The sequence below is a fragment of the Sungkyunkwania multivorans genome (assembly GCF_042675645.1).
Classification (GTDB): Bacteria; Bacteroidota; Bacteroidia; order Flavobacteriales; family Flavobacteriaceae; genus Sungkyunkwania; species Sungkyunkwania multivorans.
Map to the genome: position 1 here is coordinate 55,883 of NZ_JBHTJH010000004.1, position 14,110 is coordinate 69,992.

At 42.6% G+C, this 14,110-nt stretch carries 13 protein-coding genes; 7 read left to right on the forward strand and 6 right to left on the reverse strand.

Translation table 11 applies throughout. The features are described 5' to 3' along the window. Position 1: 1 nt before the first annotated feature. The 7 genes from ACFQ1M_RS03245 to ACFQ1M_RS03275 all read left to right on the forward strand — a co-directional run bounded on the left by ACFQ1M_RS03245 (position 2) and on the right by ACFQ1M_RS03275 (position 8,191). A complete protein-coding gene (locus ACFQ1M_RS03245; protein ID WP_386403800.1) occupies positions 2-955 on the forward strand; it encodes an AAA family ATPase in 954 nt (317 codons plus the stop codon). Between the two features lies 1 nt (position 956). Beyond that, complete coding sequence (locus ACFQ1M_RS03250; protein WP_386403803.1) at positions 957-1,163, forward strand: hypothetical protein; 207 nt, start codon at positions 957-959, stop codon at positions 1,161-1,163. A gap of 29 nt (positions 1,164-1,192) precedes the next feature. Next, complete coding sequence (locus ACFQ1M_RS03255; protein ID WP_386403805.1) at positions 1,193-2,326, forward strand: acyltransferase family protein; 1,134 nt, start codon at positions 1,193-1,195, stop codon at positions 2,324-2,326. A gap of 182 nt (positions 2,327-2,508) precedes the next feature. Continuing rightward, a complete protein-coding gene (locus ACFQ1M_RS03260) occupies positions 2,509-4,776 on the forward strand; it encodes an aconitate hydratase (protein ID WP_386403808.1) in 2,268 nt (755 codons plus the stop codon). A 214-nt stretch (positions 4,777-4,990) separates the two neighbouring features. After that, positions 4,991-5,668, forward strand: coding sequence for a Crp/Fnr family transcriptional regulator (locus ACFQ1M_RS03265; protein ID WP_386403811.1), 678 nt, complete (start codon positions 4,991-4,993; stop codon positions 5,666-5,668). An 88-nt stretch (positions 5,669-5,756) separates the two neighbouring features. Then, positions 5,757-7,505 carry a hypothetical protein gene (locus ACFQ1M_RS03270; RefSeq protein ID WP_386403814.1) on the forward strand — a complete coding sequence of 583 codons (1,749 nt, stop codon included), beginning with the start codon at positions 5,757-5,759 and terminating at the stop codon, positions 7,503-7,505. Between the two features lie 179 nt (positions 7,506-7,684). Next, on the forward strand, positions 7,685-8,191 hold the full coding sequence (locus ACFQ1M_RS03275) for a TlpA family protein disulfide reductase (protein WP_386403817.1): 507 nt from the start codon (positions 7,685-7,687) through the stop codon (positions 8,189-8,191). Here ACFQ1M_RS03275 and ACFQ1M_RS03280 read toward each other — a convergent pair. The 6 genes from ACFQ1M_RS03280 to ACFQ1M_RS03305 all read right to left on the reverse strand — a co-directional run bounded on the left by ACFQ1M_RS03280 (position 8,177) and on the right by ACFQ1M_RS03305 (position 14,088). Then, on the reverse strand, positions 8,177-9,109 hold the full coding sequence (locus ACFQ1M_RS03280) for an alpha/beta fold hydrolase (protein WP_386403820.1): 933 nt from the start codon (positions 9,107-9,109) through the stop codon (positions 8,177-8,179). The genes ACFQ1M_RS03275 and ACFQ1M_RS03280 overlap by 15 nt on opposite strands. A 74-nt stretch (positions 9,110-9,183) precedes the next feature. Then, positions 9,184-9,828: a carotenoid biosynthesis protein gene (locus ACFQ1M_RS03285; RefSeq protein WP_386403823.1), complete on the reverse strand. Its 645-nt coding sequence runs from the start codon at positions 9,826-9,828 to the stop codon at positions 9,184-9,186. Beyond that, a complete protein-coding gene (gene crtD / locus ACFQ1M_RS03290; RefSeq protein WP_386403826.1) occupies positions 9,825-11,297 on the reverse strand; it encodes a 1-hydroxycarotenoid 3,4-desaturase CrtD in 1,473 nt (490 codons plus the stop codon). The genes ACFQ1M_RS03285 and crtD overlap by 4 nt, the downstream gene beginning before the upstream one ends. Positions 11,298-11,311: 14 nt before the next feature. After that, positions 11,312-11,761: a sterol desaturase family protein gene (locus ACFQ1M_RS03295; protein WP_386403829.1), complete on the reverse strand. Its 450-nt coding sequence runs from the start codon at positions 11,759-11,761 to the stop codon at positions 11,312-11,314. Between the two features lie 21 nt (positions 11,762-11,782). Beyond that, a complete protein-coding gene (locus ACFQ1M_RS03300) occupies positions 11,783-12,622 on the reverse strand; it encodes a phytoene/squalene synthase family protein (protein ID WP_386403832.1) in 840 nt (279 codons plus the stop codon). Continuing rightward, a complete protein-coding gene (locus ACFQ1M_RS03305) occupies positions 12,619-14,088 on the reverse strand; it encodes a phytoene desaturase family protein (protein WP_386403835.1) in 1,470 nt (489 codons plus the stop codon). Before ACFQ1M_RS03305 ends, ACFQ1M_RS03300 begins: the two co-directional genes overlap by 4 nt. Positions 14,089-14,110: the final 22 nt, after the last annotated feature.

Consider the following 14,110-nt stretch of genomic DNA (forward strand, 5'->3'; position numbering starts at 1 on the left):
TATGAGCGACGTGGCTGCCATTGAGCAACTGGTTAAAAAACATCAACAACTCAAAGAAGAGATCGCAAAGGTCATCGTTGGTCAAGAGGCGGTGGTAGACCAAATATTACTTTCCATTTTCTCTGGAGGACATTCCTTGTTGATCGGTGTTCCAGGATTGGCAAAGACCTTGATGGTGAATACGATCGCAAAGGCTTTAGGCTTGGATTTCAAGCGTATTCAGTTTACTCCAGACCTTATGCCCAGTGATATTTTGGGAAGTGAGATATTGGATCAGAATCGAGAGTTCAAGTTCATCAAAGGCCCTGTATTCGCCAATATCATCTTGGCAGACGAGATCAACCGTACCCCTCCAAAAACACAGGCAGCACTATTAGAGGCAATGCAAGAGCGTGCGGTGACTGTTGCTGGGCATCATTATAAATTAGATCTCCCTTATTTTGTGCTCGCCACTCAAAACCCTATCGAACAAGAGGGGACCTATCCGTTGCCCGAGGCGCAATTGGATAGATTCATGTTCGCGATACAACTCACCTATCCGTCTTTCGAGGAAGAGGTACAAGTGGTGAAGGCGACAACTTCTGACGAAGAAATTATTGTAAACCCAATGTTTTCGGCAAAGGAGATCATCGATATTCAACATTTGGTCAGAAGAATTCCGGTGGCAGATAATGTTATCGAGTATGCTGTACGGTTGGTGGCAAAGACACGTCCCGATGGCAGTGAAGCTACTGAGCTCGTAAAAAATTACATCGATTGGGGGGCCGGACCAAGAGCCTCTCAAAATTTGATTCTCTCTGCAAAGGCGCATGCTGCTGTGAACGGTAAATTTTCTCCAGATATTGAAGATGTACAGGCTGTAGCCTTGGGAATCCTTCGTCATCGTATCATTAAAAATTATAAGGCCGAAGCCGAAAACATCACCGAAGAACAGATCATCACAAGTTTGCTTTAAGATGAAAATGAAGAATTTCACCTTGGCGATCTTCGTTTTTCTAATCGGAATGGCCATCGTGATCATCGGTATACTTTTTCGGTCGATGCGCTGGATCATTGGGGCCGTTGATGGCGTTACATTCTTGGTCATTGGTGGTACCGGGATTGTGGTCTCCATTCTCATCGCCATGTTCACCATCATTATCTTTAGGAATAAATCCTATTAATTTACTAGCTTTGGCTTCCAAAGCCACCTATGCGGATCAATTACACTAACAGAATCTTCGGTTTGGATATCGTGAGGGCCATTGCAATACTCCTCATATTGATCTCGCATACGTCACTGCTCATAGCTCCAGCGAATACAGGCCTCTTCACCACAGCAATCAAACTCGGTGGTGCTATCGGGGTAGATATATTTTTTGTGCTTAGCGGATATCTGATCGGAGGAATTTTACTGAGAAATATAATACAAGGAAAAGGTGGGTTTGGTCACTTTCTTTACTTCTGGATTCGTCGATGGTTTAGAACCTTACCAAACTACTATCTCATACTATTGGTCAATATCCTATTGGGTATTTTTGTTTTTAGCGATCTTGCAGAGGATTATCTCAGCTACTTTTTTTTCCTTCAAAATTTCAATGGTCCACAGAGCAACTTTTTTACAGAATCTTGGAGTTTATCAATCGAAGAATTCTCTTATGTTCTTGGCCCATTGTTATTATTTTTTCTCTTGAATGCTTTCGGACTGAGAAGGGGTAAATCGTGTTTCTTATTTACTACAGCTGTGGTGATCGTTCTTTTTATAGGCAGCAAGTTTTGGTATCACTTCAATATTCAAAATGTCGATTACTCTTTTTGGTCGGCCAATGTGCGTAAAACAGTTATTTACAGATTGGATAGCATCTATTATGGTTTTTTAGGAGCGTATGCCATTTCTTTCATTCCTTTTGTAAAAAAATATGCATCGTTATTATTCGCAGCAGGGATTGGATTGCTTATAGGAATACATGGCTTCATGTTTTTCAAATCCTTTACGGTGACTTCACATCCAATGTTCTACAATGTATTTTACCTGCCATCAATCTCCGTGGCTGTTCTATTGATGATGTTTAAGATGAATGCCGTTACCAAGGCACCCATGCCTATTGTAAGAACGGTAACATTCGTCAGTCTCACCTCCTATTCTATATATCTTTTGAATTATTCCATCGTCTTGTTACTCTTGCAAAAGTATCTGGCGACTCCTGAAACGCTTCTGGGAAAAATGATGCTCATCATCGTATTTTGGTCATTAACTATATCGTTTTCGTACATTTTATATGCTTTTTATGAAAAACCGATGATGAAACTCCGCGACCATCATTTTTTTGTAGGACTTTTTAAGTGATTAGATTTACCAATTTGATAATTTATGGGGGACGGAATTTGTCATTTATCAAAAAACATAGGATTTTTTCCTTAATAGATCAAAGAATATTCAATAGAAAGCTTCATACGCTGAAATCTTTAAAATCTGTCTAGATTTTCGTAATTTCGTCGGACTTTCGAACACATAAAACTTACTTTATAATGGCTTTCGATATTGAAATGATAAAAAAGGTGTACAGTCAAGTGGCCGAGCGCGTCGATGCAGCTCGCGAAGTGACTGGCAAACCTTTAACTTTAGCTGAAAAAATATTATACTCACATCTTTGGGATGGGAAACCTTCTACGGCCTACAGAAGGGGTAAAGACTATGTAGATTTCGCTCCAGATCGTATTGCTTGTCAAGATGCTACGGCGCAGATGGCCTTATTGCAGTTCATGCAGGCGGGCAAGAGCAAGGTGGCCGTCCCTACTACGGTTCATTGTGATCACTTGATCCAAGCTAAAGTAGGAGCAACGATCGATCTTCAAAGTGCCTTGAATACGAGTAACGAAGTCTTTAATTTTTTAGAGTCGGTCTCCAATAAATATGGTATCGGTTTTTGGAAACCAGGCGCCGGTATTATTCACCAAGTAGTTCTAGAAAACTATGCGTTTCCAGGAGGAATGATGATAGGGACGGATTCACATACAGTGAATGCAGGTGGTCTAGGAATGATCGCCATCGGTGTCGGTGGTGCGGATGCGGTAGATGTGATGGCAGGGATGCCTTGGGAATTGAAATTCCCTAAATTGATAGGAGTGCGATTGACAGGTAAACTTTCTGGTTGGACAGCTCCTAAAGACGTAATTTTAAAGGTAGCCGAGATCTTAACTGTAAAGGGAGGAACCGGAGCGATAGTAGAATACTTTGGCCCAGGCGCAACGGCAATGTCATGTACGGGTAAAGGGACCATTTGTAACATGGGCGCCGAAATCGGAGCAACAACTTCGACCTTCGGATACGATGAGTCTATGGAAAGATACCTGCGTGCCACAGATAGAGAAGACGTAGCCGATGCGGCCAATGAAGTGAAAGAATATTTGACTGCCGATCCTGAAGTATATGCCAATCCAGAACAGTACTTCGATCAGGTCATCGATATCAATTTGTCCGAATTAGGGCCATTGCTGAATGGACCATTCACCCCAGACCTTTCTACTACGGTGGGTAAAGAAATGACCGCAAAGGCCAAAAAGAATGATTGGCCGATCAAAGTGGAATGGGGATTGATCGGTTCTTGTACCAATTCTTCATACGAAGACCTTTCTAGGGCATCTTCTATCGCACAACAAGCCTTGGATAAAGGCCTTAAGACAAAAGCAGAGTTTGGTATCAATCCAGGATCTGAACAGGTTCGTTATACTGCAGAGCGTGACGGTATCCTTCAAGTGTTTGAAAAACTAGACGCAAAGATATTTACAAACGCATGCGGACCTTGTATTGGTCAGTGGGCGAGATATGAGGATCCAAAGAACGCACCAAAAAACAGTATAGTGCATTCCTTCAATAGAAATTTTGCCAAGCGTGCCGATGGAAACCCCAACACGCATGCCTTTGTTGCTTCACCTGAATTAACTGCAGCAATTGCAATCGCTGGGCGATTGGATTTTAATCCGCTTACCGATAAGCTGATCAACGAAAATGGTGAGGAAGTAATGTTGGATGAGCCTACAGGATGGGAACTACCTCCAAAAGGTTTTGAAGTAAAAGACAATGGCTATTTAGCTCCTGTTGAGGATGGAAGTGGTGTAAAGATCAATGTAAGTCCAACTTCAGAGAGACTACAGTTGCTCACACCTTTCGAGCCCATCGGAGACGAGATCAAAGGTGCTAAATTGTTGATCAAGGCCCATGGGAAATGTACTACCGACCATATTTCTATGGCCGGACCATGGTTGCGTTATCGAGGACATTTAGACAATATCTCCAATAACTGCCTGATCGGAGCTGTCAATGCCTATAATATGAAAACCAACTTCGTAAAGAACCAATTGACTGGAGAATATGGAGGAGTGCCAGACACGCAACGTGAATACAAGGCAAAAGGAATTCCGACCATTGTAGTAGGAGATCATAATTATGGCGAGGGCTCATCTAGAGAACATGCCGCCATGGAGCCGCGTCACCTTGGTGTCGTTGCCGTGTTGGTGAAGTCCTTTGCACGTATTCATGAGACCAATTTGAAAAAGCAAGGAATGTTAGGATTGACCTTTGCCAATGAAGCAGACTATGATAAGATCCAAGAAGATGATACTTTCAATTTCCTTGATCTTAACGAGTTTGCGCCAGACAAGCCATTGACGATCGAAGTGGTACATGCTGATGGAAGTAAAGATATCATTATGGCAAACCATACCTATAATGCAGCGCAGATCGAATGGTTTAAAGCTGGCTCTGCATTGAATTTGATCAAAGCGCAGAATGCTTGATCCTTAAAAAATAAATTTTTAAAGGCCACTGATTTCCAGTGGCCTTTTTTTGTCTATATCTTCAAAGAAGCCAAGAATGCCGATTGCAAAAGAATAAACGATATGAACACCGTTAGAAACCATTTAAACGTAAAATAAATAGTTGCTTTTCCGTAAGGAAACCCAATCGTTTTCGACCATCCAACCATCTAACAATCAAATCGTACTACAAGTCATGAACTCGCTATGGTATTTTGACGACGTCAACCTATTCAATGTGCTGTGTCCGCACAAATTCAAAAAATATAAAGCCGTGAACGATCACGAATTCGATTGCTATAAGAAGCAAGACTATATCTATTTTGAACAAGACAATGCCACTAAGGTATATTTAATAGATAAGGGAAAGGTGAAGATCGGCTATTATACCGAAGAAGGGGATGAAGTGGTGAAAGCCATCCTCTCCAGAGGAGAGATCTTCGGGGAAAAGGCCATTTTGGGAGTAGAAAAGCGAAATGAATTTGCGCAATCATTGGATAACAATACATCTATCTGTCCGGTCCCTGTAAATACCATGCACGAATTGATGCGAGACAATCAGACCTTTAGCTTAAAGATCTACAAATTCTTAGGTTTTAGAATAAAGAAGCTGGAAAGAAGATTGCAATTGTTGCTATTTAAAGACACAAAAACCAGATTGGTAGAATTTCTCAACGAGCTTTGCGAGGAATTCGGCTATGATTGCGAAAAAACAGGAGATAAAGTGATCCACCATCCATACACTCAAAAAGATATTGCTTCCCTCATTGGAACATCTCGTCCAACCCTTAACATTCTAATGAACGAACTTAAGGAGCAAAACATCATCGAATTTAACAGGAAGGAAATTCGATTGCTGGAAAAAATTGCCTAAAAAAAGTGGAGTGTTAGCTAGCTAACATTTTATAAGCCTAGTCATTCCTAGCTTTGGATCAAAATTAACTTCTAAACCAAAGTTAGCAATGATAAGAAAAATGTTTTTAGGAGCGATCGCAATCGGAATGTTTGCAGCTTCTTGTAGTAACGATGATGATGGACCAGCTCCAATTGTGGCCGAAGCAGGTACACTCACAGGTGGTCCTTTTACATTTGTGGTGGATGGGACACCAGATAACGTAAGTGGTATCACGACCGATCCCGCTGCCGTAGGTGCAAATAGTACGTTTGTAATTACGGATGACCAGAACAATATTCTAGGATTACCACCTAATATCGAGGCGCTCGAAGCCGTAGATTTCGATGACGCCGGCGCTGGTGTTTGTCTTATTTGGTATCTACGCTATGAAGGTACCATTAGCGGAGCTGAGATGGGTATGAATGCCGGTGACCTAGAAGGCAACTTCGATCTGTCCAATTCCATAACGGTCACTCGACAAGGGCAGGCCAATGCAGGAACAATTGCTGGAGGCCCTTTTACCTTCACAGTTGATGGTACCGCCGATAATGTAAGCGGGATCACACAGGACCTCACCAATGCCAGTGGTTCTAGTAGCACTTGGGTGATCACGGATGATACTGGTAATATTTTAGGTCTTCCACCTACGCTAGCAGATGTAGAAGGTGTAAACTTCGATGACGCCGGAGCAGGCGTGTGCCTTATATGGTACTTACGATATGAAGGAGAAATTACAGGAGCCGCAATGGGCATGAATGCAAACAATATCCAAGGTAACTTTGACCTTTCCAACTCGATCACAGTGACAAGGAATTTACCCGCCGAGGCAGGAACTATCTCGGGAGGTCCTTTCACCTTCGTGGTAGATGGAACGGTAGATAATGTTAGTGGAATCACACAGGATTTGAGTAATGCCAGCGGCTCCAATAGTACATGGGTCATCACTGATGATGCGGGTAACATCTTAGGATTACCACCAACATTGGCCGATGTTGAAGGCGTCAACTTCGATGATGCAGGTGCAGGCGTATGTCTAATCTGGTACCTGCGTTATGAGGGAGAGATCACCGGGGCGGAGATGGGCATGAACGCCAGCGGTATTCAAGGTAACTTTGATCTTTCCAATGCTATCACCGTCACAAGAAATGTAGCTGCCAACGCCGGAACTATCGCTGGTGGACCCTTCACTTTCACAGTCGATGGTACCGTAGATAACGTAAGCGGGATCACACAGGACCTTACCAACGCTAGCGGTTCTAGCAGTACTTGGGTGATCACGGATGATGCGGGGAATATATTAGGATTGCCTCCAACCTTGGCAGCGGTAGAAGGTGTTGACTTTGACGGAGCTGGGGTAGGTGTATGTCTTATCTGGTACCTACGATATGAGGGAGAGATCACGGGCGCCGAGATGGGCATGAACGCCAGTGGTATTCAAGGCAATTTTGACCTATCGAATTCAATTACAGTGACAAGAAATGCCATGGCCGAGGCAGGTACGATTTCGGGAGGTCCTTTTACCTTTACCGTAGACGGCACTCCTGATAACGTAAGCGGGATCACACAAGACCTTACCAACGCTAGCGGTTCTAGCAGTACTTGGGTGATCACGGATGATGCGGGGAATATATTAGGATTGCCTCCAACCTTGGCAGCGGTAGAAGGCGTGGATTTCGACGCTGCAGGAGCAGGTGTATGTCTAATCTGGCACCTTCGATACGAGGGAGAGATCATGGGCGCCGAGATGGGCATGAACGCCAGTGGTATTCAAGGCAATTTTGACCTATCGAATTCAATTACAGTGACCCGAAATTAATCGACAGAACTGGAATATGACTTTCATATTTCAGTTCTTCAGCATTTATGTTTAGTTATTTGTTGTTAGATTAGGAGCGCAATTCCGACTTATGGGTTGCGCTTCTTTTATTTATCGCTCTTATGAAACTAAAAAGACCCTCTCTAATAAATCTCGTTTTTGTAGCATTCATAGTCCTCATGATCATCCCGCAAACACGAATGCCAATACAGGTGTTCTTCAACAAAGCTATTGGACTGTTCGCCCCTAGTATCAATGATGCGGGGAGTAGAGAAAAGCTTGCTAACTACGATTTCATGATGGCCAGCCGAGAGGGGAGACAAGTAAATCTCAAAGATTTCTCAGGCAAGGTGGTGTTGGTCAACTTTTGGGCGACATGGTGCCCTCCTTGTATTGCAGAGATGCCTAGCCTTCAGAAGTTATATGATGACTATAAGGGGAAGGTGGCCTTTGTCCTTGTCACATCGGATGATGAAGCGACGGTAGTAAATTTCATGGAAAAAAACGGGTATACTATGCCATTTTACTTTCAACGGTCTTTGGCGCCAAAAGAGATTCGCTCTTCAGGAATCCCTGCAACATACCTTATCGATCTCAACGGAGAGATCGTTATCGACAAGGTGGGTGCTGCCAACTGGAATAGCGATACGGTAAGGGCAACCATCGATATGCTACTTACTCAGTAAAAAATCCTTTACATCCATCGCACTTTTTCTAGGAATTTCTTCCATAGGTACATGTCCTACCTCGTCGTAGATCTTCAAATTCGAATTAGGAAGGTCCTCGTGAAATCTTTTGGCATTCTCAACGGGAATCCAAATATCCTCCTTCCCCCAGAGGATCAAGGTCGGATTTTGAATTTCTCCGATGCGAACATATGAACCACCGCCCTTGGTACGAGCTCGATCGATGAACGCTTGTCTATTCCCTTGTCGTAATTGAAGATCATAATACCTTTCTAAAAGTGGCGTCGTGACCAGGTCATCGTTGTGATACACTTCTCTCAAACTTTTTCTAACGAGTGATTTTGGAGTAAAATGTCTTACGATGGTCGAGCCTATATCATTTTTCGCCAGTTTGAATGCTAATGAGATTTCTTTGTTTGTAGGATATCCCGAAGCGTTGAGTAAGATCAGTTTGTTTACTTTCATCGGAAACTTCAGCGCATAGTTCCATGCGATGTTTCCGCCTAGGGAGTTTCCGCCCAAATGAAAATTTTGAAGATTCAAACGCTTCAAGAAACGATCTAAAAATGATACATAATAATCGATGGAGTAATCGCCAGTGTCATTTGGGCCAGTAAGCCCAAAAGCGGGCAGGTCCAAACTGATGATCGTAAAACTATTTGATAGTTCCTTGGTCCATGCCTCCCAAGCATGTAAAGAGGCCGCTGTGCCATGTAACAGGACCAGCGCAGGACCACGGCCATTGATCCGATAATGAACCGGCATTTCGTCTATCGTCATAAATTGAGAATCTTCATAGGCGTAGCGATGCCTTAATTCGTTTACATCAACATCAGGAGCGTAGCTCACAAAGCATATAGCCGCGATTAGTATAACAACACTGATAAGAAAATATTTATGGAGTGATCTAAATTTCATAGGAAAAAGTTACAAATAATCTAATTCATATATCGACGATAGAATGACCTTTGCGATAGGGACTCTCACCCACGTTATAGGTGCCAAAAGAAAAAGTAAACAAAGAATGCCAATTGTGAAGCATAGAGGTGCTGAGCAAAAATAGGGTGAATGGATATTTTGGCCCGAAGCAATACCAGATGAAGAAAAACCGCCACAAAGAACCAGCCAACGTAATTTTGCAATGGGGCAACTTGTCCGTCAAAGGCCCAAAAATCAAATATTGGGGCACTTACTTCCATAAATAGATCTAGAAAAACCATCAGGGCTGCGCCGATAACCGCTCTGACCCAATAATTGAGACTGATCTTTTTGGAGATCTCGGAGGTGATAAATACTAGAATTGCCCAGTTCACACCGATCAGATAGGGAACACCATCTAGTTTTGGTCCGAAATTCTGCCCATAGCTATAATCACCAAAAATTAATCCGTAATGAACGCCCAACCATTCAACAAAAATACCAAAGGCACCTATGAAAAGGAATAGCCCCCATTTTTTTGAAGTGTTCAGAGGAAATACAAGGACGGATGTGATAAGGATCAAGATCATGTTCAGCGGAGTCTTATCTGTGAACCATTCGCTTTGTCCCATGCTAATTCCGATAACTGCAGTTATATTGAACAGCCAAATCAAAAAAATGGATAGATGTCGTATGCGGGTCTTGTCTTTTGTCATCATTTTTTTGCATTTGATACTAAGTCACTGGTGATCTTGGCGGATAGCAAACATAGCGGAATTCCACCCCCAGGATGCACAGAACCCCCACAAAAATACAAATGCTTTATGCTTCGACTAAAATTTGGATGCCTCAAAAATGCAGCGAATCGATCATTGCTCGCCGCTCCGTATAGCGCGCCGCGATAGCTACTGGTGTCTGACTCTATGCCGATCGGGTCCCACACCTGTTCGGTAACTATATACTGCTCGATATCTGTTCCAAGGACACGATCGATCTTTTCGATGATCGATCTTCTTGCTTTCAATTTCAATGCTTCCCAGTCCTGACCGTAATTCCCTGGGGTATTGATCATCACAAACCAATTCTCGCAACCTTTAGGGGCGTCTGTGGCTTCCTCCTTAGCGCTGATATTTATATATACCGTCGGGTCTTCGGATAGGTCTTTTTCTGAGAATAAGGAATTAAATTCGGCCTCATAATCATCACTGAACAAGATATTGTGAAGGTCTAACTTCGGAAAGGTTTTTTTGATACCCCAATAAAAGATCAATGCCGAGCTGGACCGCTCCTGATGCAAGGTCCTTTCTGGCGCATCGACTTCATGGAGTAGTTTTCGATAGGTGGGATGAACGTCCATATTGGATACGATGATATCACCAAATGATCGTTGATCGGTAGTTTCGACCCCTACTGCTTTTTGGCCCTTAAGAATGATCTTTGTCACGGCTTTTTCAAAGTGAAACACCACACCCTGTTCCTTGGCAAGCTCAAATAAACTTTGACTTATGCGATGCATGCCTCCTTTTGGGAAGAACGTGCCATAATACATTTCCAGATGTGGGATCATGGACATGATGCCAGGGGTTTTATAAGGTGAGGAGCCATTGTACGTAGCGTATCGATCAAAGAGTTGAATGAGCTTTTTGTTGCCAAATGCTTTCTCGTTCGTTCGATGCAAGGTGTTCATTAGATCGAGGCGATATATCTGTAGAATGGCTTCAAATGTTTCTTTAGTTAGATAAGAACGCATCTTATGAAGCGAATTTTCCAAGAACAACTTGGCCGTCAGGTCATATTTGAGTTGGTTCTTTTTGAGGTATTTTGATATGGTCGATGCTTGCTCGTCGAATTTTGAAGCAGCCTCATTTACAAACGTATCTAATGAAGCTTTTGCAGAAAAACGGGTGCCATCTTCCCAAAAGTAGTTACAAATGACATCTTTTTTTTTGTAGACAAAGTATTTTTTGGGGTCGTTCTCGAATAGTTCAAAAAGCTCATCGATGAGATGAGGCATCGTTAAGAGTGATGGGCCCGTATCAAAACGAAAGCCATCTTTTTCTATGACATGAAGTTTACCTCCAGGATATGAATTTGCCTCAAAGACCTCTACATCATAGCCTTTTTTTTTGAGTCGTAGGGCAGTGGCCAAACCAGCAATGCCGGCTCCAATGATAATTGCTTTGGCCATAACTCAGAAAGAGGCTATTTCTTAAAATATTTGAAGGGGACAAACAACATTCCAAAGCATTCACCTTTGTCTTTACCCAAATGTTTATGGTGGATTTTGTGAGCACGACGTATACCGCGTGCATACCAGTTATTGGCATTTCTAAACAGTTTGAAGCGCTGATGAATAAAAATGTCATGAACTAGAAAATAAGTGGCTCCATAGGCCATAATTCCTATACCGATAGGCCAGCCGTACCAGAAAGAGGTGTTGACGGCGATCATAATAAAGCTCATGCTCACCACCGCATAGAATATGAAAAATGCATCATTACGCTCAAACCACGAATCGTGATCTTTGCGGTGATGGTCTTTGTGCAAAGACCAAAGGAAGCCATGCATAATGTATTTGTGGGTAAACCATGCCATGAATTCCATGATACCAAAGGTGCCAAGAAAGATAATGATCCAAATAGCTATTTTCATTCTGATTAAATGTGCGTTTCGTTATAACAAATTTAGTCGATAATTTACATACGAGGAAGCCAAAAGTCCTACCTTTTGGTAGTTTGGAACTCGTATTCTGGTGGTTTTGATCTTTAAAGAGGGAGTCCGTTTCAATTTGAACAACAATTTGCGATAATATTTGTAGGCCGTATATACGCCAAACTTCGCTTCGACCGGCAATTGCGTAATTCCTGCATAGCCGATAGCGAAATCTTGTTCGATCTCTGAGATGATCTTCCTTTTATCCTCTTCATTCAAATGCTGAAGATCGGTATCTGGGAAGTAAGTACGACCTAGATCGTCATGGTCGGCTTTAAGATCCCGTAAAAAGTTCACCTTTTGAAATGCCGAACCTAGAGCCATCGCGGAGGTTCTTAGCTCGCTGTATTTATCCATGTCGCCTTTGACGAATACGGTGAGACACATTAGGCCGACCACATCAGCGGAGCCATAGATATATTCTTGATATTCTTCATGCGTTGTATATACCTTCTTTTCTAGGTCCTGTCGCATGCTTTTCATAAATGCATCGATCAACTCTTTTCCTATACCATACGTATTCACCGTATGTTGAAATGAATTGAGAATGGGATTCATGCTTATGCCATTTTTCAAGGCAAGCTCCAGATCCTTCTCGAATTTCTCAAAAAGTTCTTCTTTATTGTAATCATGAAAAGTATCTACGATCTCGTCTGCAAATCGGACAAAGCCATAGATATTGTAGATATCTTGTCTTATAGAGGGAGCCAACATTTTTGTGGCCAATGAGAATGAGGTGCTATAGGACTCGGTTACTAATTTGCTGCAACCAGCAGATACATTGTCAAAAATTACTTTCATTGAATTGGGTGATGTTGGTTAATAAGTTCTGCCGCCAATTTCCCTGAGATCAAAGATGGTGGTACACCTGGGCCAGGAACAGTAAGCTGCCCAGTAAAAAACAAGTTCTTCACTTTTTTACTTTTCAGCTTGGGTCTTAAAAATGCCGTTTGCATCAGTGTATTGGCCATACCGTATGCATTTCCTTTGTACGAATTGTAATCTTTTACAAAGTCGTTTACACAAAAGGACTCTTTAAATATAATGTTTTTTGTGATGTCTTGGTCGGTAAGGCGTTGAAACCGCTCCATAATAATGTCAAAATACTGTTCTCTTACCTCTGGAGTGTCCTCGATTCCTGGGGCTAGCGGTATGAGAAAAATTCCCGCTTCTTTTCCCTCAGGGGCGGCGCTGGCATCGGTCTTAGAAGGAAAACTGGCATAAAATAGAGGTTCTTTTGGCCATTTGGGATCATCGTAGATGGCCTCGGCATGTACGTCAAAATCGACATCGAAGAATAGCGTATGATGTACCACATTCTCTAATTTCTTTGAAAAGCCTACATAAAAAAGAAGGGAAGAGGGCGCAAATGTTTTCTTTTTCCAGTAGGATTCCGAATATTGCCGGTCCTTTTTGTCCAACAGGGTTTCTGAATGATGATAGTCCGCACCGCTAAGAACGATATCCGATTCAATGGTCTTACCATTGACCACGATACCAGTGGCCTTTCCATTTTTCGTGATTATTTTTTCTACCGGACTCTCCGTGTGGATCTTCACATTGAGCTCTTGCGCAAGTTTGGCCATACCTTCGATGACGCTGTACATGCCATTTTTGGGATGCCAGGTACCGAGTCCGAAATCAGCAAAATTCATGAAGTTGTAAAATGCAGGGGTATCGCTAGGCTTCGCACCAAGAAAAAGTACTGGAAACTCCAGGATCTGTGCCAGTCGTTTGTTCTTGAACTCGCTGCGCACCATCTTTTTGATGTTGCTCATGAATAAGCCTAATTTTTTGATGGTCTTGGGTGTCACGAGTTCTAATGGTGAAACACCAGGTCTGTACACGAGATCCTTGATGGCAATATCATAGTTCTCCTGTGCACTGGCGATAAAGGAGCGCAATTTTGCGCCACTTCCTGCTTCTTCCTTTTCAAAGGTCGCACAGATCTTTTCTAGCGAGTCCTCGATGGAAATATAGTCGAGCTCGCCGAAGTAAACGTTGTAAGCAGGATTTAGTTTTTCAATGGAATAATAGTCGGAAGGTTTCTTATCGAAGTCGCCGAAGAAGCGCTCGAAGATATCAGGCATCCAATACCATGTGGGTCCAATGTCAAAAGTGAACCCTTCTTTCTTTAATTGCCTGGCCCTACCGCCGATCGTAGCATTCTTTTCATAGATGGTAACATCGTAGTGGGCCTTGGCCAAATAGCAGGATGCCGCGAGGGCTGAAAATCCCGAACCGATAATCGAAACTGATTTCTTCATGTTTAACAAATATAGATAAAAG